This window comes from Curtobacterium sp. MCSS17_008 (assembly GCF_003234185.1).
In the GTDB taxonomy this organism is placed as follows: domain Bacteria; phylum Actinomycetota; class Actinomycetes; order Actinomycetales; family Microbacteriaceae; genus Curtobacterium.
The window spans coordinates 1-24,182 of record NZ_QKSM01000010.1 but is presented as its reverse complement, the minus strand read 5'-3'; the positions used below and the strand labels follow the sequence as shown (position 1 = coordinate 24,182).

The window sequence follows — 24,182 nt, the reverse complement described above, 5'->3', positions numbered from 1 at the left end:
TTCCCGGGGAACGCGCACCGGGCCTCCTGGCCGGCTCGGCGCAGCAGCGCCGTGCGGTGTCCTACGCCTCGATGACCACCGGGACGATCATCGGACGACGACGGTGCTTGGTGTTCACCCAGCGGCCGACCGTGCGGCGGACCACCTGGCTGAAGGCGTGCTGGTCACGGGTGCCGTTCGCGGCGGCCTCGGCCAGGGCCTTGGTGATCTGCGGACGGACGCTGTCGAAGACCGAGTCGTCCTCGGCGAAGCCGCGCGACTGGATCTCCGGGCCGATGACGCACTGACCGGTCGTGAAGTCCACGGCGCAGAAGATCGAGATGAAGCCCTCCTCCGCCAGGACACGGCGGTCCTTGAGGTCGGCGTCGGTGATCTCGCCCACGGTCGAACCGTCGACGTACACGTACGCGAGGTCGAGCTGCCCGACGACCTTCGCGACGCCGTCCTTGAGGTCGACGACGATGCCGTCCTGCCCGAGGATCACGTTGCGCGGCGGGACGCCGGTCTGGATCGCCAGGTCGGCGCTCGCGTACAGGTGGCGGTGCTCGCCGTGGACCGGCAGGACGTTCTTCGGCCGGAGGATGTTGTAGCAGTACAGGAGCTCGCCGGCGGCCGCGTGACCGGAGACGTGGACCTTCGCGTTGCCCTTGTGCACGACCTTGGCGCCGAGCTTCGTCAGGCCGTCGATCACGCGGTAGACGGCGTTCTCGTTGCCGGGGATGAGCGACGAGGCGAGGATGACGGTGTCGCCCTCGCCGATCTCGATCTGGTGCTCGAGGTTCGCCATGCGCGCGAGGACGGCCATCGGCTCGCCCTGGGACCCCGTCGACATGTAGACGATCTGGTCGTCCGGGACGTCCTTCGCCTTCTTCGTGTCGATGAGCACGTTCTCCGGCACCCGGAGGTACCCGAGCTCGGCGGCGATGTTCATGTTGCGGATCATCGAGCGGCCCATGAACGCGACCTTGCGGTTCGCGGCGGCGGCGGCGTCGAGGACCTGCTGCACGCGGTGCACGTGCGACGAGAAGCTCGCCACGACGACCTTCTTGCGGGCACGGGTGATGACGTTCTCGAGGACCGGGCCGATCTCGCGCTCCAGCGGGGTGAAGCCCGGCACGTCGGCGTTCGTCGAGTCCGGCAGGAACAGGTCGACGCCCTGCTCGCCGAGGCGTGCGAAGGCGCGGAGGTCCGTGATCCGGTCGTCCAGCGGGAGCTGGTCCATCTTGAAGTCGCCCGTGTGCAGCACACGCCCGGCAGGGGTCGTGATCGCGACGGCGAGGGCGTCCGGGATCGAGTGGTTCACGGCGACGAACTCGAGGTGGAACGGGCCGAGCTGCTCGGTCTGGTCCTCCTGCACGACCAGCGAGTACGGCTTGATCCGGTGTTCCTTGAGCTTCGCCTCGACGAGTGCGAGCGTCAGCGTCGAGCCGATGATCGGGATGTCGGCCTTGAGCTTGAGCAGGTACGGCACGGCGCCGATGTGGTCCTCGTGCCCGTGCGTCAGCACCACACCGAGGACGTCGTCGAGACGGTCACGGATGGGGGCGAAGTCGGGGAGGATGAGGTCGACGCCCGGCTGGTGCTCCTCGGGGAAGAGCACACCGGCGTCCACGACGAGCAGCTTGCCCTCGTACTCGTAGACGGTCATGTTGCGACCGATCTCGCCGAGCCCTCCGATGGGGACGACGCGGAGGGTGCCGGCTTCGAGCGGCTGCGGTTCGGAGATCTGGGTGGGCATTCGGTCCTGACTGTCGTGCGGCGCGCAGCTCGCGCGCCGCGGTCTTTCCTAACGTGTGGTGCCTGGCACCTTCGGCAGTGCGCCGCCGGCCGCAGCGTTGCGGTCCGGGCGGAAGTTCGAGAAGTCGGCGCCGGGGATGTCCCGGACCGCTTCGAGCGAGGTCTCGATCGCGTACGCCTCGGTGTCCTCGGGGCCGACGAGCGGCAGACGGACGCGCGGGCTGCCGATGCGGCCGAGCCCGTGCAGGACGTACTTCGCCGCGACGGTGCCGGGGACGTGCGTCATGATCGCGCGGACGAGCGGCTCGACGCGCTTGTGCTCGGCGGTCGCGGTCGCCAGGTCGCCGCGGTTCACGGCGTCGACGATGGTGCGGTACGGCGTGCTCGTGATGTTCGCGGTGACACCGATGAGTCCGGTCGCGCCGATGGACAGGTGCGGCAGCACGTTCGTGTCGTCGCCGGAGAAGTACATGAGGTCGGTGTTGTTGAGCACCCGCGAGACCTCGGCGAAGTCGCCCTTGGCGTCCTTCACGGCGAGGATGTTCGGGTGGTGCGACGCCCGCACGATCGTCTCGTAGGTGATCGGGATGCCGGTGCGGCCCGGGATGTCGTACAGGATGACCGGCAGGTCCGTGGCGTCGGCGATCATCCGGAAGTGCGTGAGCACGCCCGCCTGGGTCGGCTTGTTGTAGTACGGCGTGACGATCATCACACCGTCCGCGCCGGCCCGCTCGCTCTGCTTGTAGAGGTGGATGGCGTGCGCGGTCTCGTTCGAGCCGCCGCCGGTGATGATCTTCGCGCGGCCCGCGGCGACGGACTTGCCGACCTCGACCAGCCGGAGCTTCTCCGGGTCGGTCAGCGTGCTCGTCTCGCCGGTGGTGCCGGTGACGACGATGCCGTCGGCGCCGGCCGTGATGCAGTCGTCGATGTGCTGCTCGACGCCGGGCCAGTCGACCTCGCCGTCGGCCGTGAACGGCGTCACGAGGGCGACGAGGACCTGACCGAAGGGATTCTCACGCGGGGACACGCGCACCAGCGTACCGGGCTCGTGCCCCGGGGAGGCCGTCCGGGTGGACGGTGAGCGGCTCCCGGACGGACGCGGGGCGCGTGCGGGCCGGCCACGCGCCTCCCGTCCCGCCCCCGGTACGGCACTAGGCGCGGCGGCGCCACTCCAGGAACTTGTAGCGTGTGGCGTCCACGCGGGACTCGTGCCACGGGCCCTCGTCGACGAGTTCCCACGCGTCGTCGAGTGCCGGCGCCCGGGTGTCGCCCGGCACGTCGAGGTCGACGATCGTCTCGGCGACCCGGTCGGCGAAGGGCAGGGCGTCGGCGTACACCGCTCCCCCGCCGATGATCCAGACGGGCTCGTCGGTGTCGAGCGCCGTCGCCAGGTCGGGCGCGACCTCGGCTCCGTCGGCCGACCAGGACGCGTCACGCGTCAGCACGACGTTGCGCCGCCCGGGCAGCGGCCGGAAGCGCGGCGGCAGGGAGTCCCACGTGCGCCGGCCCATCACGACGACGCCGTCCCCGGTCACGCTGCGGAAGTGCGCGAGGTCCTCCGGCACGTGCCACGGGATGCCCCCGTCCGCGCCGATCACCCCCGACGCCGTGCGGGCCCAGACCATGCCGACGCCGCGCTCGGGTTCCGTCCAGCCTGGCTCGGCGATCTCCGCGTCCACCATCAGACGGCGACCGCGGCCCTGATCGCGGGGTGGTGCTCGTAGCCGACGACCGTGAAGTCCTCGTACTCGTAGTCGTCGATGGAGTCGCGCGGGGCGATCTCGAGCGTCGGGTACGGGTACGCCGCCCGGCTGAGCTGTTCCCGGACCTGCTCGACGTGGTTGTCGTACACGTGGCAGTCGCCGCCGGTCCACACGAAGTCGCCGACCTCGAGCCCCGTCTGCGCCGCGATCATGTGGGTGAGCAGCGCGTAGGACGCGATGTTGAACGGGACGCCGAGGAACATGTCCGCGCTGCGCTGGTAGAGCTGGCACGAGAGCTTGCCGTCGACCACGTAGAACTGGAAGAACGCGTGGCAGGGGGCGAGTGCCATGTCGGGCACGTCGGCGACGTTCCAGGCGGAGACGATGAGGCGCCGCGAGTCCGGGTTCGTCCGGATCTGGTCGATGACCTGGGCGATCTGGTCGACGTGCTCACCCGACGGGGTCGGCCACGAGCGCCACTGCACGCCGTACACCGGTCCGAGGTCGCCGTCCTCGTCCGCCCACTCGTTCCAGATGCGGACGCCGTGCTCCTGGAGCCAGCTGGCGTTGCCGTCGCCGCGCAGGAACCAGAGCAGCTCGTACGCCACCGACTTGAAGTGCACGCGCTTGGTGGTGACGAGCGGGAAGCCCTGCGACAGGTCGTAGCGCAGCTGCGCGCCGAACAGGCTGCGCGTGCCGGTCCCGGTGCGGTCGCCCTTCGGCGTGCCCTCCTCGAGCACCCGGCGCAGCAGGTCCTCGTAGGGAGTGGGTACCGCGGGCGTGGGGACGGTGGGATCGGGCTGCACGGTCTCGCTCACGCCGACGAGCCTAGACGCGACCGGGGACGCAGGCGAGCCGACCCGGTCGGTCCACGCCGCGCCTCCAGGCTGCTGAGTACCGTGGCGACCATGTCGACAGAGCCGCTCTCGATCCTCGTCGCCGGTGCCTCCGGCTTCATCGGGACCCCCCTCGTCCGCGCGCTGCGTGACGCCGGACACCACGTCACGACGCTGGTCCGCCGCGCCCCGCGCTCCGCGTCCGAGTTCCGCTGGTCCCCCAGTACGCGACCGCTCGACCCGGCGGTGCTCGACGGCGCGGACGTGGTCGTCAACCTGGCCGGCGCGAGCATCGGCAGGCTGCCGTGGACCGGGTCGTACCGGCAGGAGATCCTCGACTCACGGGTCCACGCCACCGAGACCCTCGTCGAGGCGATGCACGGCGCCGCCACCCCGCCGGCGCTCTTCCTGTCGGGGTCCGCCTCGGGCGTGTACGGCGACCGGCCGGTCGACGTCCTCGACGACGACGCGGACGCGGGGACGGGGTTCCTCGCCGAGGTCTGCACCGCGTGGGAGGCCGCCGCGACCGCCGCGCCGGAGGGCGTCCGCGTCGTGCTGCTCCGCACCGGGGTGGTCGTCGGGCAGGGTGGCGGCGCGCTGGCACCCCTCGTCCCGCTGACGAGGGCCGGCCTCGGCGGGAAGCTCGGCACCGGCGGACAGTTCTGGCCGTGGATCGCCCTCGACGACGAGGTCGGGGCCATCGTCCACCTCGCCACGAGCCCGGACGCCGCCGAGGTGCGCGGTCCGGTCAACCTCGCGGGACCGGAGCCGGCCGTGGCCGACCGCATCACGAGACGGGTGGCCGAGGACCTGCACCGCCCCTACCTGTTCAGCGTGCCGGCCACGGCGTTGCACCTGCTCCTGCGCGAGGCCGCCGACGAGATGCTCCTCTCCAACCAGCGCATGGTGCCGCGCAAGCTCACAGACGCGGGCTACCGGTTCCGGTACGAGCGCGCCGAGGACGCGGTCGACGCCGCGTTCTGACGGCACGCCCCCGTTCGTGGAGCAGGCGACGTCGGGTGGGGGCGGCCGACCCGACGTCTTCTGCTCCATCGACGGCGTCGCGGGCCGCCGTGGCAGGACGGGAGGCACGTGGCGGGGCCGCCACGTGCCTCCCGACCGTCAGCGCCCGCTGGCCTTCGCGAGCGCCGTGCGCATCGCGGCCCGCGCCCGCTTGCGGTCGCCGGCGGCGTCGTAGACGACGCCGAGGCGGTACCAGCCGCGCCAGTCCTCGGGATCGGCCTCGACCGCGTCCCGGTACCGCGGGAAGACCTCGTCGGCCGCCTCGCGGGTCGGCCGGCCGGACGGACGGACCGGGACGACCTCGTCCGGCGCACCGCCCTCGCGCTCGAGCCGCGCGCCGAGCCGCGTGGTGCGCAGGCCGAAGCGGACCTCGAGCACGAGCAGCAGCGCGCCGATCGCCGCGACGACGAACAGCGCGACGCCGATGCCGATGCCGATCGGCTGGCCGGTCTGCACGAACGCGACCGCACGCTGCCCGACCAGCCCGATGTACAGCGCGAGCAGCAGCGTCATCAGCGCCGCACCCCAGAACGGGGAGCGGAGCGCCCGCCAGGTCGACGCCACCGTCTAGCCGATGCCGAGGACGCTGCCGAGCCCGACGGTCAGGCCCCGGGCACCGACCACGGCGGACAACGCCGCGCGGACGCCGGCGACGTACGCCACGTCGTCGTTGGTGTCGTGGCGGATCGTGACGGTCTCGCCGGGGCCGCTGAGCAGCACGTCCTGCATCGCCTTGACCCCCGGCAGGCGGAGCGAGTGGATCGGCACGCTCGCGACCTGCTGCCCACGGGCGCGCTGGTCGACGTGCGGCGCGTCGACGGGACCGACCTCGCGGCGGGCGTCGGCGATGAGCTCGGCCGTCCGCACGGCGGTGCCCGACGGGCTGTCGATCTTGCCGGCGTGGTGCGTCTCGACGATCTCGACCGAGGGGAACCACGGTGCGGCGATCGTGGCGAGGTGCGTCGCGAGCACCGAACCGATCGAGAAGTTGGGCACGACGAGGACCCCCTGATCGGGCCGCGCCTCGAGCCCGGCGCGGAGCTTCGCCAGCCGCTCGAGGGACCAGCCCGACGTCCCGACGAGGACGTTCGCACCGCTCGCCAGCGCGTGCTCCACGATCGCGGGGCTGAGCGCCGGGACGGTGACGTCCACCACGACGGCCGCACCGCCGAAGACCGACGGCGGCGCCTCGTGCACGGCGTCCTTCGACGACAGCGACGCGACGAGTTCGAAGCCGTCGAGCGACTCCACGACGGAGGCCACCAGGCCCCCGAGACGACCGGTGGCGCCGACGACGGCGACGGGAGTGACCATGCGTCCATCCTAGGATCGACGCATGCCGCTCCAGGTCAGGTCCGTGCCCGCCGACGCGCCCGAGGTGGACGCCCTGCTCGACGCCTACCTCGACGAACGCGAGGCGACGTTCCCCACCGCGCAGGGCACCTACTCGCGGAAGCGCACCCCCGCCGCGGAGTTCGCACCGCCGAACGGCGTCTTCGTCGTCGCGTACGAGGAGGACGGCGCCGACGCGCTCGCGGTCGGCTGCGGTGGCCTCCGCCGGATCCCGGACGACGCCGGCGACGTCCGTTTCGAGGTGAAGCACGTGTACGTCTCACCCGCCGGCCGCGGCCGTGGCGTCGCGACCGCCGTGATGGACGCACTCGAGCAGGCGGCGCGGGAGCTCGGCGCGACGAGCGTCGTCCTCGACACGAACGACTCGCTCGTCGCAGCCGGTGCGATGTACCGGAGTCGGGGCTACCAGCGCGTCGAGCCGTTCAACGACAACCCGAACGCGACGGCCTGGTACCGCAAGCCGGTGCGCTGACGCGTGCCTCCCTGCCGGTGCGACGCGTGCCTCCCTGCCGGTGCGCTGACGCGCGGAGCGTCCGCCGGCCGGTGCCGGACGACGCTAGACGGGCTGGTCGACCGGCAGGCCGGTGCGGAGCTCGACCGGCAGGTGCGCCAGGTCGTTCAGCGTCACGACCTCGGCCGGCTTCGCGGAGCGGATCCGGATGATCGTCAGCGCGGTGTGCGCGACGTTCGTGCCCATCCACCGCCACTCCGGCGCCTGGAAGGCCTCGCGCACGAACCACCCGATCACCGCGTTGTGGGTGATGAGCAGGTCGTGCCGGTCCTCGCGTGCCGGCGTGAACCACTCGGCGACGGCGTCGCCCATCTGGGCCTGACCGGCGACGATCTCCTCCTCGGTCACGCCGCCGTACCACCCCTGGTACGCATGCGGCATGTCCGGCGTCGGGCCGGAGGGGATGCAGTCGAACAGGAGCGTCGACGGCTCGGGTTGGATCGAGGGCAGGCGCTGCGCCAGGAAGGCCGCGGTCTCGCTCGCGGCGTCGAGCGGCGAGTGGTACACGCCGTCGAACGGCACCCCGCCCAGGCGGTCGGCGATGAGCATGGCCTGCCGCTTGCCACGCTCGGAGAGCTTGCCGTCGCGGAGGCCGTGCTCGGCGTCCTGGTGTTCGCCGTGCCGGACGAGGTACAGGTAGTGCGACACGTCCGTCACCCCTCGGCACCGATGGCCGCTGCCAGTCGGTCCTGCTGCACGGCGCCGACGACCGAGGTGATCGTCGGCCGGGTGAGCAGGTCGCGCGCGAGGTCGAGCACGTCGCCCGGGGTCACCCGGTCGACGCGCTGCAGGGCCGTCCCGAGGTCGGTGAACTCCCCCGTCCCGAGCTCCGACCGGCCGAGACGGGTCATGCGGGCGTCGGAGTCCTCGAGCGACAGCGTCAGCGCGCCCTCGATCTGTCCCTTCGCACGCCGCAACTCGTCCTCGGTGATGCCGTCGTCGACCATGCGGGCGAACTCGGCGTCGATGATCTCGACCACCCCGGCGACGTTGTCCGGAGCACACCCGGCGTAGACACCGAAGGCACCGTTGTCGAGGTACGCCGGGGCGAACGACGACACGGCGTAGGCGAGACCGCGGCGCTCGCGGACCTCCTGGAAGAGGCGGGAGCTCATCCCGCCGCCGAGCACGGCGTTCAGCACACTGAGCACGGGCCGCCGGTCGTCGCGGAGGTCAAGGCCCTGTGACCCGCGGAGCATGCTGACCTGCTCGGTCGGGCGGTGCGCGACGGTGAGGCGCGGCACGGCCGGGTCGGCGACCGGCTGCGGCGTGCGTCGCGCGAGCGGGGAGGCCTGCGGCGCGTCACGGAACACGTGCTCGACGAGCTCGCGGAACCGGTCGTGGTCGACGGCGCCGGCCGCCGTCACGACGATGCCGTTCGGCGCGTAGTGCTCGCGGTAGTGGTCGAGGACCTCGTCGCGCCCGACGGCACGGATGCTCTCCGGCGTGCCCCCGATGGGACGGCCGAGGGGGTGCCCGTCGAAGGCCGCCGCGAAGAACGCCTCGCCCGCGACGTCGGCCGGGTCGTCGGCCGCCATCGCCAGTTCCTCCAGGATGACGCCGCGCTCGACGGCGAACGCGTCGGCGTCGAGCACCGAACCGGTCACCATGTCACCGATCACCTCCACCGCCATGGGGACGTCGGTGTCCCGCACACGCGCGTAGTAGCAGGTGTACTCCTTCGCCGTCGCGGCGTTGTGCTCGCCGCCGACCGAGTCGAAGGCGATGGCGATGTCGAGGGCGCTGCGCCGCCCAGTGCCCTTGAAGAGCAGGTGCTCGAGGAAGTGCGTGGAGCCGAACTGCCCTTCGCGCTCGTCACGGGAGCCGACACCGACCCAGAACCCGAGACTCGTCGAACTCGCCCCCGGTACGGCCTCGGTGAGGACCCGGACCCCGGACGGCAGCACGGATCGACGGACGAAGGCACCACCGGACGTCAGGAACGACGTGTCCTGGGCCTCGAGCGGCAACGGCACTGGCTGGTTCATCGCAGACGAGCCTACTGATCCGCCGAGGCCACCCGCCCAGTTTCCACAGTCTCGCGGCGCGTGCCTCGAAGTGGGGGACAGCAGAGGAGGATAGAAAGACTCGTCTGTCTGTCCTCACTGTGGTACAGTTTCTTCATCGGGTCGGAAGCCCCCCTAGATTCCGGCCCGGTGGCTCGGGACATCAGTCCTGCGCGGCGGAGTCCCCCCACTTCCCCGCGGAGCCGATGAGTCCGAGGAGCAGCGCTGTGACGGTCGATTCCCCCCAACCGGCCGTCCAGCGTCTCCCGGGCCCGAGCACGAACCTCGCGTCGCCGGACGGGTCGAGCGTCCCCCCGGCTCCCCGCTCCGGCGGCGCGAAGGTCCGCATCCTCGAGACCGCGTCCCGGCTCTTCTACGAGGAGGGCATCCGCGGCGTCGGCGTCGACCGCCTCATCTCCGAGGCGAGCGTCACGAAGGCGACGTTCTACAAGCACTACGGGTCGAAGGACAACCTGATCCTCGCCTACATCCGTGCGCAGGACGAACGGGTGCGGCAGGGGTTCGCCGGACTCGTCGCCGACGCCGACTCCCCGACCGACGCCGTCCGCGCCTGGGTCGCCGCCGTGTCGGACGAGGTGGGCCGTGCGGAGTTCCGCGGCTGCCCGTTCCTCAACGCCGCCGCCGAGTACCACGATCCCCGTGAGCCCGTCCGTCAGGTCGTCGCCACGCACCGCGACTGGTACACGGACGAGCTCGCCTCGCTCCTGCAGCGCGCCGGGCACCCGTTGCCGGGCGACGGCGCCGACGAGCTCATGCTCGCGCGCGACGGAGCCATGGCCGGGGCGTACGCCGGCGACGCGATCGCCGCCACGGCCGCGCTCGGTCGGGTGGTCGAGCGCGTCATCACGCGCTGAGGCAGAGCGCCCGCTCCGGAGGACCCCGGTCGCGGGTGGCCTTCCGGCCCACGGCCCACGGGACGGACGGGAGGACCGTGGCGGCGCCGCGACGGGCCTGGCGTGCGTCCCATCCGCGGAACAGGCCCCGGGTGTTGGCTGGGTGCATGGCCAACGACCCCAACTGGAACCTCCCCGAGGTCCCCACGTTCACCCTGACGAGCCCCGACTTCACCGACGGCGGCGCGTTGCCCGACTGGGCACGAGGCTCCGACGCCGGCGGCGAGGACCGCTCCCCCGCGCTCGAGTGGGACGGCGCCCCCGAGGGCACCGCGAGCTACGTGCTCACCGTGTACGACCCCGACGCGCCCACCGGCTCCGGCTTCTGGCACTGGAGCCTGACGGACGTCCCGGCGTCCACGACCTCGCTGCCGCAGGGTGCCGGGACGGACGACGCGCTGCTGCCCGCCGAGGCGCTCCGCCGACGCAACGAGTACGGCACGGACACCTACCTCGGTGCCGCACCGCCCGCCGGCCATGGGCCGCACCGCTACGTCTTCACCCTCAGCGCGCTCGAAGTCCCCGTGCTCGAGGCCCCGGCCGACGCGACCCCGGCCGTGGTCGGGTTCCTGCTCCGCGAGCACCTGCTCGGTCGCGCCCAGCTGACCGGCACGCAGGAGACCCCCGCCTCCTGACGCACCCCGCCCGCGCGGCAACGGCCGCCACCCCAGCAGGAGTGGCGGCCGTTGCGGTGTCAGCAGCGCGGAGCGCCGGGGATCAACCCTCGGCGGGGTCCTCGGTGTGCTTCTCGTGGCCCTCGCGGCCCTCGGTGTCCACGTCGTCGGCGACGACCGGCGCGAGCGACAGCTTGCCGCGGTCGTCCACCTTGGTGACCTCGACCAGGATCTTCTGGCCGACGCCGAGCACGTCCTCGACGTTCTCCACACGCTTGCCACCGGCGAGCTTGCGGACCTCGGAGACGTGGAGCAGGCCGTCGCGGCCCGGGAGCAGCGACACGAACGCGCCGAAGGTCGCGATCTTGACGACCGTGCCGAGGAACTGGTCCCCGATCTCCGGGTTCGTCGGGTTGGCGATCGCGTTGACCTGCGCGCGGGCGGCCTCGGCCGAGGGACCGTCGACGGCACCGATGTAGACCGTGCCGTCGTCCTCGATCGAGATGTCGGCACCGGTCTCGTCCTGGATGCCGTTGATCGTCTTGCCCTTCGGGCCGATCAGCTCGCCGATCTTGTCGACGGGGATCTGCACCGAGATGACGCGCGGAGCGGTGTCCGCCATCTCGTCGGGGGCGTCGATCGCCTCGGTCAGCACGCCGAGGATCGCGGAGCGCGCTTCCTTGGCCTGCTTGAGCGCGGCGTCGAGCACCGACGAGGGGATGCCGTCGAGCTTCGTGTCGAGCTGGATCGCCGTGACGAAGTCCGAGGTGCCGGCGACCTTGAAGTCCATGTCGCCCAGGGCGTCCTCGGCACCGAGGATGTCGGTCAGCGCCGCGTAGCGGGTCTGACCGTCGACGGTGTCGGAGACGAGGCCCATCGCGATGCCCGCGACCGGGGCACGCAGCGGCACACCGGCGTTGAGCAGCGACAGGGTCGAGGCGCACACGGAACCCATGGACGTCGAGCCGTTGGAGCCGAGGGCCTCGGACACCTGACGGATCGCGTACGGGAACTCCTCACGCGACGGCAGCACCGGCACGAGGGCGCGCTCGGCGAGGAAACCGTGCCCGATCTCGCGACGCTTCGGCGAACCGACGCGGCCGGTCTCACCGGTCGAGTACGGCGGGAAGTTGTAGTGGTGCAGGTAGCGCTTCTTCGTGACGGGCGACAGCGAGTCGATCTGCTGCTCCATCTTGAGCATGTTCAGCGTGGTGACGCCGAGGATCTGCGTCTCGCCGCGCTGGAAGATCGCCGAGCCGTGGACGCGCGGGATCACGGCGACCTCGGCGTCGAGCGGACGGATGTCAGCCAGGCCGCGGCCGTCCATGCGGACCTGCTCGGTCAGGATGCGGCCGCGCACGACCTTCTTCGTGACCGACTTGTAGGCGGCGCTGACCTGCCCGTTCGCGGCCTCGGGGAGCTCCCCGGCCTCGACCTGGGCGGCGACGGCGTCCTTGACCTTCGCCTTGAGCGCGTCGTCCTTGTCCTGACGCTCGAGCTTGCCGGCGATCTGGTAGACGTCCTTGAGCTCGTCGAGGGCGAGTGCCTCGACGGCGGAGTAGACCTCCGGGGCGTACGGCGGGAAGACCGGGTAGTCCTGGATCTCCTTGGCCGACTGCGCGGCCATCTTCGCCTGCGCCTCGACGAGGACCTTGAGGAACGGCTTCGCCGCCTCGAGGCCCTGCGCGACGATCGCCTCGTCCGGCTTGGTGGCGCCGCCCTGGATGAGGTCCCAGGCGTGCTCGGTCGCCTCGGCCTCGACCATCATGATCGCGACGTCCTCGTTGCCCTGCTCGTCCGTGACGACGCGGCCGGCGACGGTGAGGTCGAAGACGGCTTCCTCGAGCTGCGAGGCCTTCGGGAACGCGACCCACTGACCGTCGATGAGCGCGAGGCGCACACCGGCGATCGGGCCGGAGAACGGCAGACCGGAGATCTGCGTCGACGCGGACGCCGCGTTGATCGCGAGCGCGTCATAGAACTCGTCCGGCGCGATGCTCAGGACGGTGATGACGATCTGGACCTCGTTGCGCAGGCCGTCGACGAACGACGGGCGCAGCGGCCGGTCGATGAGACGGCAGACGAGGATCGCCTCGGTGCTCGGACGGCCTTCGCGGCGGAAGAACGAGCCGGGGATCTTGCCGGCGGCGTACGAGCGCTCCTCGACGTCGACCGTCAGCGGGAAGAAGTCGAAGCCCTCGCGCGGGTGCTTGCCGGCGCTGGTGGCCGAGAGGAGCATGGTCTCCTCGTCGAGGTACGCGGCGACCGCGCCCTGGGCCTGCTGTGCGAGCCGGCCGGTCTCGAACCGGACGACGCGCTTGCCGAACTTGCCGTTGTCGATGACGGCCTCGGCGAACTTGATCTCGGGACCCTCCAAAAGGGTGCCTCCTTGACGTGTTCGGCAGACCCGGGCGACGGCACTCGATGGTGCGTGCGCGCCGAGGGGTCGGGACGCATGTCTGGCCAGCAGTAGAAGCACTCGGGAGTCCGAAGGGCCCGCGAACCACCACCGATGACCAGCTCCGTGCCCGGTCTGCGCAGTGTTGTTGGTGTCACTGTTGCGTGTGACGTCCGGAGAACGGTCCCCGGACGATGAGGACTTTACCAGTCCTCAGGCTCCCGACCGGTGTCGCTCGTGGCGAACGGGCGTGTCCCCGGTAGCCTGCCGCCATGCGTCCCACCCCTTCCCGGGGCGTGCTCGTCGCGGCCGCCGTGGTCGCCGGCGCGCTCGTCGCCCCGTCGTCACCGTCCTGCCCGCGAACGCGACCGAGTACCCGAGTTGGCAGGACGTGCAGCGCGCGGAGGGGAACGAGCGTGCCGCCGCGGCGCAGGTGCGGAAGGTGCAGGCCGCCCTCCGTTCCGTGCAGGCGGACGCCGCCGAGAAGTCGCAGGCGGCTCTCGACGCGAGCGAGGCCGCCGACCGGGCCGAGGCCGACCTCGCCTCGGCCGCCCAGGCGGCGACGGCCCTGCGCACGCAGGCGGACAGTGCCGAGCGCACCGCTGCACGGGCCCAGGAGCGAGCCGGCCAGCTCGCCGCGACCCTGTACCGCGACGGCAGCGGGAACGCGATGACCGCGCGCATCGCCACCGCCGACGACCCGGGCCAACTGCTGTACCAGTTGGGCGCGATGGACCAGCTCTCGACCACCTGGGAGGGGGTCCTCGACGACGCCTCGGTCGCCGGCCGCACCGCGGCGTCGCTGCACGACCAGGCCGAGCGCGCCGAGGCCGAGCGGAGCACCCTCGCCCACGCGGCCGAGCAGCGCTCCGCCGCGGCCCGCACCGCGTCGGACACCGCCGAGCAGGCGGTCACCGACACCCGACAGCACAGCGACGAGCTCTACGCCCAGCTCGCGGAGCTCAAGGACACCACCGCCAGGACCCAGCGGCGGTACGAGCTCGGCCTGCAGGTGGCGGCGCAGAAGGCCGCGCAGCAGCGCGCCCGCGAACAGGCCGCCGCAGCCGAGGCGGCGGAGGCGGCGGAGGCGGCCGCCGCGACCGGGACGCCGGCGGCCACGAGCGGCGGTTCGGGCACGTCCTACCCGAGCACGGACGGGGTCGTCGTCGACCCGGCGGGAGCGCAGGCGTACGCACGGAGCGCGATCGGCGCCTACGGATGGGGTGCGGACCAGTTCTCGTGCCTGGTGTCGCTCTGGAACCAGGAGTCGGGTTGGCGGGCGAACGCCCTGAACGCGTCGAGCGGCGCCTACGGCATCCCCCAGTCGCTGCCGGCGAGCAAGATGGCGGTCGCCGGTGCCGACTGGCGGACGAACGCCGCCACGCAGGTCGACTGGGGTCTGGCGTACATCCACGACGCCTACGGCTCGCCCTGCGCAGCCTGGGGCCACGAGATGAGCGTGGACCCGCACTGGTACTGACGCGTCCCCTACCGACGCGTTCCGTCAGCGCGCGGGTCAGTGCCCGAGGCCGCCGAGCAGGGACGCGAAGTCGGTCGGAGCGGCGAGCACGTCCGCTCGCTGCGGCGTCCGCCGGGAGGCGCGGACCGCCCACGCGAGGTCGACCCCGGCCCGGCGGATGCGCGCGTCGAGTGCAGCCGAGTCCGCCTCGCTGCCCCAGTCGTCCGTCGCGGCGAAGACGCCCGTCGGCACGACCGCCGCGCGGAGGTAGGCGAAGACCGGCCGCAGGGCGTGGTCGATGGCCAGCGAGTGCCGCGCCGTGCCGCCGGTCGCGGCGAGGAGCACCGGGACGTCGGCCATGCCGTCCTTGTCGAGCACGTCGAGGAACGACTTCGCCAGGCCGCTCACGCCCGCGGTGAAGACCGGCGTGACGAAGACGACGGCGTCAGCCTCGAGCACGGTCTCCTGCGCGGCCGCGAGTCCCGGCGCGGCGAACCCGGTGAGCATCGCGTCGATGATCTCGTGTGCGATCGGCCGGAGCTCGACGTGGCGCACCTCCACGTGACCATCTGGCTGGTCGGCCTCGACGGCGACGACCGCGGCCTCGGCCAGGCGATCGGCGAGCAGGCGGGTGGAGCTGGGTTCGGAGAGCCCGGCGGAGACGACGGCGATGGTGGTCATGAGTGATCCCGACTTTCGATGCGTTTGCATGAACATCGTACCGAACCGCGCCGAGCGCGCAACCATTCCCGGCGTCACCCCCTCCCGCCGACGAGGAACGCCCCGGTCCTCACGAGGAGGACCGGGGCGTTCGGTCACGCAGTGTCTGCGAGTCGACTAGCGGCGCAGGCCGAGGCGCTCGATGAGCGCGCGGTAGCGGTTGATGTCGACGTCGGAGAGGTACCCGAGGAGGCGGCGACGCTGACCGACCATGAGCAGCAGACCACGACGCGAGTGGTGGTCGTGCTTGTGCTCCTTGAGGTGCTCGTTCAGGTCGTTGATGCGACGCGTCAGAACGGCGACCTGGACCTCGGGGGATCCGGTGTCGCCCGGGTGGGTCGCGTACTCTTCGATGATCTCCTGCTTGACCTTCGCGTCAAGTGCCATGGATGATCCCCTTCCTGTCCGTTGCGCGGTGCCCATGCCTGATGCATGGGCGCTCTTTGTCCGCGGCCGTTCGACGGCAACCGGACGAGACTACCAGAGTTCAGGCAGTACGGGCGCGCAGGCGCTGCCGTCGGGGCGCGGGCAGCAGGCTGCGGACGAGTCCGACGAGCGTCGCGCCGAGGAGCCCGCCCAGACCGTTCGACAGCACGTCCCGCGGGTCGGCCACGCGGTACGGCAGGTAGCGGGCCTGCGCCAACTCGATGCCGACCGAGAGCACGACGGCGACGACGGCGCCGAGCAACCACCACCGGCGCGGCAACCACAGCGCCGCGAGCATCCCGACCGGGACGAACATCCCGATGTTCGCGAGGAACTCGACGCGGTCGTAGGTGAACCACGCGCCGTGCGGCAGCGCCTGCACCCACGCGACCGCGTGCAGCACGAGCTCGTTCTGCGCGTGCGTGAAGACCCGCGGGGTGAGGGTCATCCGCCAGATCACCCAGGCGTAGCCGGCGGTGACGGCGAGCAACAGCAGCTTCCGGAACATCCGGACAGTATCGCCGCGTGCTCCTGGCAGGAGCCCGCGCCCGAGCTGGGCGGACGCCCCGCGGTGCTGGCACGACCGCCCGTCGTCCTGCCAGCATTGACGCATGCCGGAGCAGGGGAAGCGCGGCCGCACGGACGCCCGCAGCGGCAGGCACAGCGGCGGGCACAGCGGCAGGCACAGCGGCGACGAGCACCGCAGCACCACGGGCAGCGGACGCCGCCAGTGGGCGTGGCTCGGAGCAGGGGCCGTGGTCGCGGCCGCCGTGGTCACCGTCGTGCTCGCGACCCTGCCGGCTCCCCCGCCGGACGGCCGGGGCCCCGACGGGCACGGCGGCGGCGCCGGCAGACCGGTCGCGGCACGCGAGTCGGCGGCGGCGGCCTTCCCCGGCGGCCTGGCGCGACAGCCGGACACCGACAACCAGGCGGCCCGCCGAGCGGCCGAGGCCCGGGACGACGGTGAGCGCACCACCGCCGAACAGATCGACGTGATCGCGGACCAGCCCGTCGCGACCTGGTTGACGGACCCCTCCGAGCGAACGACACGACGGACGATCGAACGCGTCGTGCGGAGTGCCGAGCAACAGGGACGCACTCCGGTGTTCGTGCTCTACGCGATCCCGGACCGCGACTGCGGCAGCTACTCGGCGGGCGGGACCGACGGGGACGCCTACCTGCCGTGGGTCCGCTCGGCGGCGCGGGCGATGGCCGGCTCGCACGCGGTCGTGCTCGTCGAACCGGACTCGATCGCCCAGATCCACGTCTGCGAGCGCCTCGGGCAGGAGCGCCTGCGACTGCTCGACCGCGCGGTGGACGAGCTGGCCGACCGCGGCCTGACGGTGTACCTCGACGGTGGCAACGAGGACCGGGTGCCGGTCGCGACGATGGCGCGCTGGCTCCGGCAGGCAGGCGTCGACCGGACGCAGGGCTTCGCCACGAACGTCTCGAACTTCTACCGCGTCGACCAGGAGCGCGCGTACGCGGACCGCCTGGCCGACGCCGTCGGCGGCGATCCGCACTTCGTCATCGACGTCTCCCGGAACGGCCAGGGGTGGCGCGGCACGTGGTGCAACCCCGAGGGCGCCGGGCTCGGGCAGGCGCCGCACGTGACCCGCGGTACGTCACGGCTGGACGCCCTGCTCTGGGTGAAGACCCCCGGCCTCAGCGACGGCACGTGCAACGGCGGCCCCGCCGCCGGAGCGTGGTGGGAGTCGTACGCGCTCGCGCTGGTCGAGCACCGCAAGCGGGACTGAGGCCGTGCCCGGGCCGCCGTCGGCCGTGGGTGGTTCCATGGCGCCATGACCGCCCCCGACCGCCGCCGCTGTGTCGTCCCGCCCTACCTGCTGCGCGCCGTCGCCGCCGCGGAGGAGCACCCCCGGGCGGCCTCGGCCGCGCGCACGGCCCTCGCGGAGATCACGGTCGTCGCGGCGCCGAAGCACGAGCACCGCGTCCGACGACAGGGCGTCACCGGATCCGTGGACCGGTCACCGCAGCGCACCATCGCCGACGCCGACGCGACGACGACCCTGCCCGGCACGGTCGTGCGTCGCGAGGGCGACCCGGACACGGGCGACGCCGCGGTGGACGAGGCGTACGCGGGCCTCGGCGCGACCCACGCGTTCTGGCTCGACGTGTTCGGGCGGGCGTCGATCGACGGTGTCGGCCTCCCCCTCGACGCCACCGTGCACTACGGGCAGGACTACGACAACGCCTACTGGGACGGACGGCGCATGGTCTTCGGGGACGGTGACGGCGAGGTCTTCGAGCGGTTCACGATCGCCCTCGACGTCATCGGTCACGAACTCGCGCACGGGGTCACGCAGTACACCGCCGACCTGACCTACGAGGGGCAGTCCGGTGCCCTCAACGAGTCCGTCAGCGACGTCTTCGGCTCGCTCGTCGCCCAGTACGCCGCCGGGCAGACGGCCGACCAGGCGTCCTGGCTCATCGGAGCGGGGCTGTTCACCGACGCCGTCCGGGGCGTCGCGCTCCGGTCGATGCGCGCGCCGGGCACCGCCTACGACGACCCGGTGCTCGGGAAGGACCCGCAGCCGGCGACGATGGCCGACTACGTCGAGACCACCGAGGACTCCGGCGGGGTGCACCTGAACTCTGGCATCCCGAACCGGGCGTTCTTCCTGGCCGCGACGGCCATCGGCGGGTACGCGTGGCAGGGCGCGGGGGCCGTGTGGTGGGACGCCCTGACCTCGGCGGAGACCACCGAGGGCATCGACTTCGCGGGGTTCGCGAGGGTGACGCTCGACGCCGCCGCACGTCGGTTCGGCCGCGACTCCGCTCAGCGCACGGCCGTCCACGACGCCTGGCGCGCGGTCGGTGTCCGCTCCGGGTCGTGACGGCGTAGAACCGGGACATGCACATCGTCGTCCGCCGCAGTGGTGGGTTCGCCGGCCTCTCGCGGGGCTGGCGGATCGACACCGAGTCGTGCGACGACCCGGACGCCTGGTACGACCTGGTCGGCGCACTCCCCCGCGAGGCCCCGGTCCGGCGCAGACACGCGGTCCCCGACGACTTCACCTGGACGGTGACGGTCGCCAGGACCACCGTGACGATCCCCGGCAGCCAGCTCGACGGGCCGTGGGCGACCCTCGTCACGCGGGTGCGCGACGAGGGCGAGCCGGTCAGCTGAGCGGCGTGCTCCGCGACGTGGGCACGGACGGACGGGAGGCTCGTGGCGGGGTTGCCACGGGCCTCCCGTCCGTCCGCCGCTGACGTCCCGCCGTCAGTCGGTCACGTTGACGACCACCAGCCGACGGGTCGGGCGCGTCATCGCCACGTACACGGCCGCCGCGGCGCGCGCCGCGTCCGCGCCCACCCGCTCCGGGTCGACGAGCAGCACGCCGTCGAACTCGAGGCCCTTCGCGTCGGCTCCGGTGAGCACCGTCACCGAGCCGGGTCGCGGCGACCCGAGGCCCCGCACGTCGGCGTCCGTCCGCGCCAGTCGCTCGCGCACCGCGACCACCTCGGCCTCGGGGACGATGACGCCGATCGTGCCGGAGCCGATCCGACCACGCTCCGCGTCGACCCGTTCGGCGACCGTGTCGAGCAGCGCCGCGCGCGACACCGTCACGCGGTCCACCGGGTCGCCGTCGCGCACGGCCTCGGTCCGGGTGACGGACAGACCCGCGGCGTCGGCGAAGGCCCCGGCCGCCTGCACGATGGAACGGGGCGTCCGGTAGTTCACCGTGAGCTCCTCGATCCGGTGGTCGAGCGGGACGACCGGCGCACGTCCGCGGCGACGGCGGGCGAGGGCCCCGACCACGTCGTCCCACGAGCGGGCGGCTGCCGGTGAGGAGCCCTGCGCCATGTCCCCCACGATCGTGAAGGACCGCAGCGGGTTCCGACGCGCGAGCACCCGCCACTGCATCGGGGAGAGCTCCTGCGCCTCGTCGACCACGATGTGCCCGTAGGTCCACTCGCGGTCCTCGGCGGCGCGCTCGGCCGTGGTACGGGGGTCGCCGCCCTCGGCGAACGACCCAGCGACCTGCTCGGCCGTGACGATCCCCTCGACCCCCATGTTCTCGATCGCCTGCCGTGCGTTCTCGATGTCGCGGTTGCGGCTGGCCTTCGCCGCACGCCCCGCCGCGCCGCCGCTCGGGTCGAACGGGCCGAGGAGCTCGGCGGCCTCGTCGAGCAGCGGGACGTCCTCGATCGTGAAGCCGGCCCCGCGCGGACGGTGCAGCAGGGCGCGACGCGCCGGGGCCCAGTCGGGCGTGAGCGAGGCGAGCCAGTTCGGCCGCGCGTACAGGTCCTCGAGGAACTTCTCCGGCGGCAGCGGCAGCCAGGCGGTGTTGAGGAGCACCCGGGCGTCGTACGAGCTGCGGATGTCCTCGCGCAGGACCTTCTCGTCGGCCTCGTCCACCGTGGTGCCGCGCGCGCGGAGCTGGTCGGCGAGCAGTCGGGTCATCGCGTCGAGCGCGATCTTGTTGAACGTGACCCGCGCGACGTTGTGCGGCTTCCCGCGGTCCTGCGCCCGCTTCAGTGCGTCGGCGACGAGCTGCGGCGGCACGGTGAGCCGCTCCCCCTCGACGTCGAGCACGACCGGCTCGGTCGGCACGACCTGGCGCGAGCGCACGGCACGGCGGAGCAGCGACGCCATCTGTGCCGAGCCCTTCACCGCGGCGACGTCACCGTGGTCGTGCGTCGTCGCGTGCACCCCGGGGTACAGCGACCCGAGCGACGCCATCACGACGCCGGTCTCACCGAGCGACGGCAGCACCTGCTCGATGTACGTCAGGAACGCCGGCGACGGGCCGACCATGAGCACGCCGGAGCCCCGCAGGCGCTCGCGGTGCGAGTAGAGCAGGTAGGCGGCACGGTGCAGTGCCACGGCGGTCTTGCCGGTGCCGGGGCCGCCCTGCACGATGAGGACGCCCTCGAGCGGGGATCGGATGATGCGGTCCTGCTCGCCCTGGATCGTCGCGACGATGTCCGTCATCCGACCGGTGCGCTCGGCCGTGACGGCCGCGAGCAGGGCGCCCTCGCCCTGCAGGTGGGTGCGCTCGTCGTCGTACAGCGCGGCGTCGAAGACCTCGTCCTCGACGCCGACGACCGTGCGGCCCTCGAGCGTCACGTGGCGGCGGGCGCGCATCCCCATCGGGTGCGCCGCGGTCGCCTGGTAGAAGGCGCTCGCACCGGGGACGCGCCAGTCGAGCAGGAGCGGCCGGTGCTCGTCGTCCCGCAGGCCCACACGGCCGATGTAGCGGAACGTGTCCTCGGCGGAGTCGGGCTCCGAGACCTCGAGTCGACCGAACACCAGGCGGTCGCCGACGCGTTCGAGCGTGGCGATGGTGTCCTCGTACAACCGGGCGTACGCGTCGCGCTCACTGCGGCTCTGGTGGTTGCCCCCGACCGCCTGGCGGCGGGTCTCGGCGAGGCGCTGCTCGGCTTCGGCCGTCAGCTCGTCGAGACGGGCGAAGAGCCCGTCCACGTAGCCACGCTCACGGTCGATCTCGGTCGGTTCGGACACACGCCACCCTTCGGGACAGGGGAACCCAGTGTAGTCCCCCGGGACAGACGGACGGGAGGCACGTAGCGGACCCGCCACGTGCCTCCCGTCCGTCGGGGCGGCAGCCCCTACATCTCCTCGTGCGTGTCCGGGTCGCCGTCCCAGAGGCGACCGCGCTCGAGGCCGGAGATCGCACGGACCTCGTCGTCGGTCAGCTCGAAGCCGAAGACGTCGAGGTTCTCGCGCTGCCGGTCCGGGTCGCCCGACTTCGGTACCGGCACCGCGCCGAGCTGGACGTGCCAGCGCAGCACGACCTGTCCGGGCGTCACGCCGTGCGCGGCCGCCGCGTCGAGCACGGGCTGCTCGGTGAGCAGTTCGGACTGCTTGGCGAGCGGGCTCCAGCTCTCGGTGACGATCCCGTACTCGGCGTGCACCTTGCGGAGCTCGGCCTGCGGGAAGTACGGGTGCAGCTCCACCTGGTTCACGGCGGGGGCGACGCCGGTCGCGTCGATGATCGCCTCGAGGTGCTGGGGCGTGAAGTTCGAGACACCGATCGAGCGGACCTTGCCGCTGTCGCGGAGGTCGACGAACGCCTTCCAGGTGTCGACGAACTTCCCGACCGAGGGGTTCGGCCAGTGGATGAGGTACAGGTCGACGCGGTCCAGCCCGAGGTTCCCGAGCGTCTCGTCGATCGAGCGGTGCGCCTCGTCGTAGCCGTGGTGGCGGCCGGGCAGCTTCGAGGTGACGACGAGGTCCTCGCGGTCGACCTCGGACTCGCGCACGGCACGACCGACGGCGTCCTCGTTGCCGTAGTTGAGCGCGGTGTCGAGCAGCCGGTAGCCGCTCGTGATCGCCGTGCCGACGGCCGTGGCGCCCTCGTCGCCGCTCAGGCCGTAGGTGCCGAGCCCGAGCTCCGGGAAGCGGTGGCCGTCGTTCAGCTCGATCGTGGGCGCGCCGACCTGCATCAGCGGACCCCGAGCAGGTCGATGATGAAGATGAGGGTCTTGCCGGACAGGAAGTGTCCGCCGCCGGCCGGGCCGTAGGCGAGCTCCGGCGGGACGACGAGCTTGCGGCGACCGCCGACCTTCATGCCGGGGATGCCCTCCTGCCAGCCGCGGACGAGCGCCGCGAGCGGGAAGTCGATCGGCTCGCCGCGGTTCCACGAGCTGTCGAACTCCTCGCCGGTCTCGTACTCGACGCCGGCGTAGTGGACCTTGACCGTCGAACCGGCGCTCGCGACGTCGCCGTCGCCCTCGACGATGTCGGTGATCACGAGCTCGGTGGGGGCCGGACCCTCGGGGGCGTCGAACTCGGGCTTGCTGTTGAGGTCAGTCATGTCCGTCAGTCAACCAGGTCGGCGTGGGGGCGATCCCGGGCCGCGCAGGTGTCTCGCTGCCCGCGAACGGGCTCGTTCCGTCCCCACCGTGCACGAACGGGCACGATCGGTCACGGCCGACCGACCGTTGCGACGGGTTCCGCCCGTTCGCGGGCCAGGAGGCAGCAGAATGGTTCCACCGTGACACGACCTGACACCGCTCCGCGCCGCCGCCTGCTCGCCGACCTCACCCCGCTCCGCCGCTCCCCCGCGTTCGCCAGGCTGTGGGCCGGTACCGCGATCGCCGGCATCGGCACCCAGATGACCACCGTCGCGGTCGGTCTCGAGGTGTACGAGATCACCCGCTCGACGTTCGCGGTCTCGCTCGTCGGCGTGATCGCCCTGCTGCCGATGATCGTCGCCGGCCTGTACGGCGGCATGCTCTCGGACGCGTTCGACCGGCGCACCGTCGCGCTGTGGTCGGCGGTCGTCGCCTGGCTCGCCATCGCGCTCATCGCCACGCACGCCTGGCTCGGGCTGCAGAGCGTCGCCCTCCTCTACGTCCTGGCGACGGTGAACGCCGTCGCCGCCACGGTCAACGGCGCGGCGCGCGCCGCCATCGTCCCGCGACTCGTCGGCACCGACCTGCTGCCCGCGGCGAGCGCCCTCGGCGGCATCGCCGTCGGGCTCCAGGTCACGGTGGGGCCCGCCGTCGCCGGCGTCCTCATCGCCGCCGTGGGCTTCGCGCCGACGTACACGATCGACGTCGTGCTGTTCAGCTGCGCCTTCCTCGGGGTGTTCACGCTGCCGAAGCTCGCGGCCGAGCACGGTGCGCTGAAGCCCGGGCTCGGTTCCCTGGTCGAGGGCGCCCGGTTCCTCCGGCGGTCCCGCAACATCACCATGACGTTCGTCCTCGACATCATCGCGATGACGTTCGGCCAGCCCCGCGTGCTCTACCCGGCGATCGGGGCCCTCGTGATCGGCGGCGGCTCGATCACGGTGGGTGCGCTCACGGCTGCGTACGCGATCGGCGCCCTGCTGTCCAGCGTGTTCTCCGGTCCGCTCGGCCACGTGCGCCGTCAGGGCGAGGCCGTCGGTTGGGCGATCACGGTCTACGGCGGGGCGATCGCCGCGTTCGGTGTCGTCGTGGGGCTCGCGCACGTGCTCGGCGGCCGCGCCGGCGAGGCGTTCGACGCGGGGATCCTGCCGGCGCTCGGGTTCGCCGCGCTCTTCCTCGCGCTGGCCGGCGGCGCCGACAACGTCAGCTCGGTGTTCCGGAACACGATCCTGCAGGCGGCGGCTCCGGACGGCATGCGCGGTCGGCTGCAGGGCATCTTCGTCGTCGTGGTCACGGGCGGCCCGCGCGTCGGCGACCTCTACGCCGGGCTCGTCGTCGCGGTCGGCATCGCCGTGCCGCCGGTGCTCGGCGGGGTGCTGATCATCGGCCTCGTCGCGCTGCTGCTCCGCCTCGTGCCGTCCTTCCGCCGGTACGACGCCCTGCACCCGCACGCGAACTGACGCGGCGCGGCTGCCTCCGCCCCGCGCCCCCGCCCTGGTCGGGAAACACCGCTGTTCCCCCTTCGCACACCTGGATCACGGGGTGCGCAGCGGAACCACCGGTGTTCCGCTGCGCACCCCGTGATCCAGGTGTGCGAAGGGGGAACCGCGTTGGTTCTCGACCAGGGCGGGGGCGCGGG

At 72.5% G+C, this 24,182-nt stretch carries 24 protein-coding genes; 9 read left to right on the top strand and 15 right to left on the bottom strand.

The window, feature by feature from the left end; translation table 11 throughout:
* Window positions 1-61 precede the first annotated feature (61 nt).
* From DEJ23_RS11040 to DEJ23_RS11025, 4 genes are all read right to left on the bottom strand, one after another.
* The gene (locus DEJ23_RS11040) at window positions 62-1,738 is read right to left on the bottom strand and encodes a ribonuclease J (RefSeq protein ID WP_111240313.1); all 1,677 of its coding nucleotides are present in this window, start codon (window positions 1,736-1,738) and stop codon (window positions 62-64) included.
* Between the two features lie 48 nt (window positions 1,739-1,786).
* Entirely contained in the window at window positions 1,787-2,764 is a 978-nt protein-coding gene (gene dapA, locus DEJ23_RS11035) for a 4-hydroxy-tetrahydrodipicolinate synthase (RefSeq protein WP_111227626.1), read from the bottom strand.
* A 124-nt stretch (window positions 2,765-2,888) separates the two neighbouring features.
* Window positions 2,889-3,419: a dihydrofolate reductase gene (locus tag DEJ23_RS11030; protein WP_111240312.1), complete on the bottom strand. Its 531-nt coding sequence runs from the start codon at window positions 3,417-3,419 to the stop codon at window positions 2,889-2,891.
* Window positions 3,419-4,258: a thymidylate synthase gene (locus tag DEJ23_RS11025; protein ID WP_258375459.1), complete on the bottom strand. Its 840-nt coding sequence runs from the start codon at window positions 4,256-4,258 to the stop codon at window positions 3,419-3,421. Before DEJ23_RS11025 ends, DEJ23_RS11030 begins: the two co-directional genes overlap by 1 nt.
* A gap of 90 nt (window positions 4,259-4,348) precedes the next feature.
* On the opposite strand from DEJ23_RS11025, the gene DEJ23_RS11020 reads away from it, so the two are divergent.
* A complete protein-coding gene (locus DEJ23_RS11020) occupies window positions 4,349-5,260 on the top strand; it encodes a TIGR01777 family oxidoreductase (RefSeq protein WP_111240311.1) in 912 nt (303 codons plus the stop codon).
* Window positions 5,261-5,398: 138 nt separating this feature from the next.
* Here the strand turns inward: DEJ23_RS11020 and DEJ23_RS11015 are convergent, their stop codons facing one another.
* Window positions 5,399-5,863, bottom strand: a complete 465-nt coding sequence (locus tag DEJ23_RS11015) for a tetratricopeptide repeat protein (protein ID WP_309147083.1) — start codon at window positions 5,861-5,863, stop codon at window positions 5,399-5,401.
* A gap of 3 nt (window positions 5,864-5,866) precedes the next feature.
* Window positions 5,867-6,613: a 4-hydroxy-tetrahydrodipicolinate reductase gene (gene dapB / locus DEJ23_RS11010; RefSeq protein ID WP_111240310.1), complete on the bottom strand. Its 747-nt coding sequence runs from the start codon at window positions 6,611-6,613 to the stop codon at window positions 5,867-5,869.
* Window positions 6,614-6,635: 22 nt separating this feature from the next.
* Here dapB and DEJ23_RS11005 point away from each other — a divergent pair, with 22 nt between their 5' ends.
* Window positions 6,636-7,124, top strand: coding sequence for a GNAT family N-acetyltransferase (locus DEJ23_RS11005; RefSeq protein WP_111240309.1), 489 nt, complete (start codon window positions 6,636-6,638; stop codon window positions 7,122-7,124).
* Between the two features lie 84 nt (window positions 7,125-7,208).
* On the opposite strand, the gene DEJ23_RS11000 is transcribed toward DEJ23_RS11005, so the two are convergent.
* Together DEJ23_RS11000 and DEJ23_RS10995 are read right to left on the bottom strand one after the other, a co-directional pair.
* On the bottom strand, window positions 7,209-7,811 hold the full coding sequence (locus tag DEJ23_RS11000; protein ID WP_111240363.1) for a histidine phosphatase family protein: 603 nt from the start codon (window positions 7,809-7,811) through the stop codon (window positions 7,209-7,211).
* Between the two features lie 5 nt (window positions 7,812-7,816).
* On the bottom strand, window positions 7,817-9,151 hold the full coding sequence (locus DEJ23_RS10995; protein ID WP_111240308.1) for a pitrilysin family protein: 1,335 nt from the start codon (window positions 9,149-9,151) through the stop codon (window positions 7,817-7,819).
* A gap of 245 nt (window positions 9,152-9,396) precedes the next feature.
* Between DEJ23_RS10995 and DEJ23_RS10990 the strand changes: the two genes are divergently transcribed.
* Together DEJ23_RS10990 and DEJ23_RS10985 are read left to right on the top strand one after the other, a co-directional pair.
* Window positions 9,397-10,044 carry a TetR/AcrR family transcriptional regulator gene (locus tag DEJ23_RS10990; RefSeq protein WP_220034221.1) on the top strand — a complete coding sequence of 216 codons (648 nt, stop codon included), beginning with the start codon at window positions 9,397-9,399 and terminating at the stop codon, window positions 10,042-10,044.
* 146 nt (window positions 10,045-10,190) lie between these two features.
* Window positions 10,191-10,718 (top strand): YbhB/YbcL family Raf kinase inhibitor-like protein, encoded by a 528-nt coding sequence (locus DEJ23_RS10985; RefSeq protein WP_111240306.1) that lies wholly within the window; start codon window positions 10,191-10,193, stop codon window positions 10,716-10,718.
* A gap of 82 nt (window positions 10,719-10,800) precedes the next feature.
* Here DEJ23_RS10985 and DEJ23_RS10980 read toward each other — a convergent pair whose 3' ends face one another.
* Entirely contained in the window at window positions 10,801-13,074 is a 2,274-nt protein-coding gene (locus DEJ23_RS10980) for a polyribonucleotide nucleotidyltransferase (RefSeq protein WP_111240305.1), read from the bottom strand.
* Window positions 13,075-13,486: 412 nt separating this feature from the next.
* On the opposite strand from DEJ23_RS10980, the gene DEJ23_RS10975 reads away from it, so the two are divergent.
* Window positions 13,487-14,575: a lytic transglycosylase domain-containing protein gene (locus tag DEJ23_RS10975; RefSeq protein WP_111240304.1), complete on the top strand. Its 1,089-nt coding sequence runs from the start codon at window positions 13,487-13,489 to the stop codon at window positions 14,573-14,575.
* A gap of 36 nt (window positions 14,576-14,611) precedes the next feature.
* Here the strand turns inward: DEJ23_RS10975 and DEJ23_RS10970 are convergent, their stop codons facing one another.
* From DEJ23_RS10970 to DEJ23_RS10960, 3 genes are all read right to left on the bottom strand, one after another.
* The gene (locus tag DEJ23_RS10970; RefSeq protein WP_111240303.1) at window positions 14,612-15,235 is read right to left on the bottom strand and encodes a CE1759 family FMN reductase; all 624 of its coding nucleotides are present in this window, start codon (window positions 15,233-15,235) and stop codon (window positions 14,612-14,614) included.
* Between the two features lie 156 nt (window positions 15,236-15,391).
* Window positions 15,392-15,661 carry a 30S ribosomal protein S15 gene (gene rpsO, locus DEJ23_RS10965; RefSeq protein ID WP_022902140.1) on the bottom strand — a complete coding sequence of 90 codons (270 nt, stop codon included), beginning with the start codon at window positions 15,659-15,661 and terminating at the stop codon, window positions 15,392-15,394.
* Between the two features lie 100 nt (window positions 15,662-15,761).
* Window positions 15,762-16,208, bottom strand: a complete 447-nt coding sequence (locus tag DEJ23_RS10960) for a VanZ family protein (RefSeq protein WP_181429224.1) — start codon at window positions 16,206-16,208, stop codon at window positions 15,762-15,764.
* 103 nt (window positions 16,209-16,311) lie between these two features.
* Here DEJ23_RS10960 and DEJ23_RS10955 point away from each other — a divergent pair, with 103 nt between their 5' ends.
* From DEJ23_RS10955 to DEJ23_RS10945, 3 genes are read left to right on the top strand one after another with little or no spacing between them, the layout of a single operon-like run.
* Entirely contained in the window at window positions 16,312-17,457 is a 1,146-nt protein-coding gene (locus DEJ23_RS10955; protein WP_146240273.1) for a glycoside hydrolase family 6 protein, read from the top strand.
* A gap of 45 nt (window positions 17,458-17,502) precedes the next feature.
* Window positions 17,503-18,558, top strand: a complete 1,056-nt coding sequence (locus DEJ23_RS10950) for a M4 family metallopeptidase (RefSeq protein ID WP_111240300.1) — start codon at window positions 17,503-17,505, stop codon at window positions 18,556-18,558.
* Window positions 18,559-18,575: 17 nt separating this feature from the next.
* Complete coding sequence (locus DEJ23_RS10945) at window positions 18,576-18,851, top strand: protealysin inhibitor emfourin (RefSeq protein ID WP_111240299.1); 276 nt, start codon at window positions 18,576-18,578, stop codon at window positions 18,849-18,851.
* Window positions 18,852-18,944: 93 nt separating this feature from the next.
* Here DEJ23_RS10945 and DEJ23_RS10940 read toward each other — a convergent pair whose 3' ends face one another.
* The 3 genes from DEJ23_RS10940 to DEJ23_RS10930 form a co-directional block, all read right to left on the bottom strand.
* Complete coding sequence (locus tag DEJ23_RS10940) at window positions 18,945-21,191, bottom strand: ATP-binding domain-containing protein (protein WP_111240298.1); 2,247 nt, start codon at window positions 21,189-21,191, stop codon at window positions 18,945-18,947.
* Window positions 21,192-21,298: 107 nt separating this feature from the next.
* Complete coding sequence (locus DEJ23_RS10935) at window positions 21,299-22,135, bottom strand: aldo/keto reductase (protein WP_111240297.1); 837 nt, start codon at window positions 22,133-22,135, stop codon at window positions 21,299-21,301.
* Window positions 22,135-22,506 carry an FKBP-type peptidyl-prolyl cis-trans isomerase gene (locus tag DEJ23_RS10930; protein ID WP_111240296.1) on the bottom strand — a complete coding sequence of 124 codons (372 nt, stop codon included), beginning with the start codon at window positions 22,504-22,506 and terminating at the stop codon, window positions 22,135-22,137. The genes DEJ23_RS10935 and DEJ23_RS10930 overlap by 1 nt, the downstream gene beginning before the upstream one ends.
* Before the next feature lie 180 nt (window positions 22,507-22,686).
* Between DEJ23_RS10930 and DEJ23_RS10925 the strand changes: the two genes are divergently transcribed.
* Window positions 22,687-24,003: an MFS transporter gene (locus tag DEJ23_RS10925; RefSeq protein WP_181429223.1), complete on the top strand. Its 1,317-nt coding sequence runs from the start codon at window positions 22,687-22,689 to the stop codon at window positions 24,001-24,003.
* The last annotated feature ends 179 nt before the right edge of the window (window positions 24,004-24,182 follow it).

Bases quoted from the DNA above. Each gene is read 5' to 3' on its own strand.
- DEJ23_RS10950 (WP_111240300.1), top strand. From the start codon at position 17,503: ATGACCGCCCCCGACCGCCGCCGCTGTGTCGTCCCGCCCTACCTGCTG.
- rpsO (WP_022902140.1), bottom strand. From the start codon at position 15,661: ATGGCACTTGACGCGAAGGTCAAGCAGGAGATCATCGAAGAGTACGCG.
- DEJ23_RS10930 (WP_111240296.1), bottom strand. From the start codon at position 22,506: ATGACTGACCTCAACAGCAAGCCCGAGTTCGACGCCCCCGAGGGTCCG.
- DEJ23_RS10935 (WP_111240297.1), bottom strand. From the start codon at position 22,135: ATGCAGGTCGGCGCGCCCACGATCGAGCTGAACGACGGCCACCGCTTC.
- dapB (WP_111240310.1), bottom strand. From the start codon at position 6,613: ATGGTCACTCCCGTCGCCGTCGTCGGCGCCACCGGTCGTCTCGGGGGC.
- DEJ23_RS11005 (WP_111240309.1), top strand. From the start codon at position 6,636: ATGCCGCTCCAGGTCAGGTCCGTGCCCGCCGACGCGCCCGAGGTGGAC.
- DEJ23_RS11020 (WP_111240311.1), top strand. From the start codon at position 4,349: ATGTCGACAGAGCCGCTCTCGATCCTCGTCGCCGGTGCCTCCGGCTTC.
- DEJ23_RS10970 (WP_111240303.1), bottom strand. From the start codon at position 15,235: ATGACCACCATCGCCGTCGTCTCCGCCGGGCTCTCCGAACCCAGCTCC.
- DEJ23_RS11040 (WP_111240313.1), bottom strand. From the start codon at position 1,738: ATGCCCACCCAGATCTCCGAACCGCAGCCGCTCGAAGCCGGCACCCTC.
- DEJ23_RS10945 (WP_111240299.1), top strand. From the start codon at position 18,576: ATGCACATCGTCGTCCGCCGCAGTGGTGGGTTCGCCGGCCTCTCGCGG.
- DEJ23_RS10955 (WP_146240273.1), top strand. From the start codon at position 16,312: ATGCCGGAGCAGGGGAAGCGCGGCCGCACGGACGCCCGCAGCGGCAGG.
- DEJ23_RS10995 (WP_111240308.1), bottom strand. From the start codon at position 9,151: ATGAACCAGCCAGTGCCGTTGCCGCTCGAGGCCCAGGACACGTCGTTC.
- DEJ23_RS10985 (WP_111240306.1), top strand. From the start codon at position 10,191: ATGGCCAACGACCCCAACTGGAACCTCCCCGAGGTCCCCACGTTCACC.
- DEJ23_RS11030 (WP_111240312.1), bottom strand. From the start codon at position 3,419: ATGGTGGACGCGGAGATCGCCGAGCCAGGCTGGACGGAACCCGAGCGC.
- DEJ23_RS10960 (WP_181429224.1), bottom strand. From the start codon at position 16,208: ATGTTCCGGAAGCTGCTGTTGCTCGCCGTCACCGCCGGCTACGCCTGG.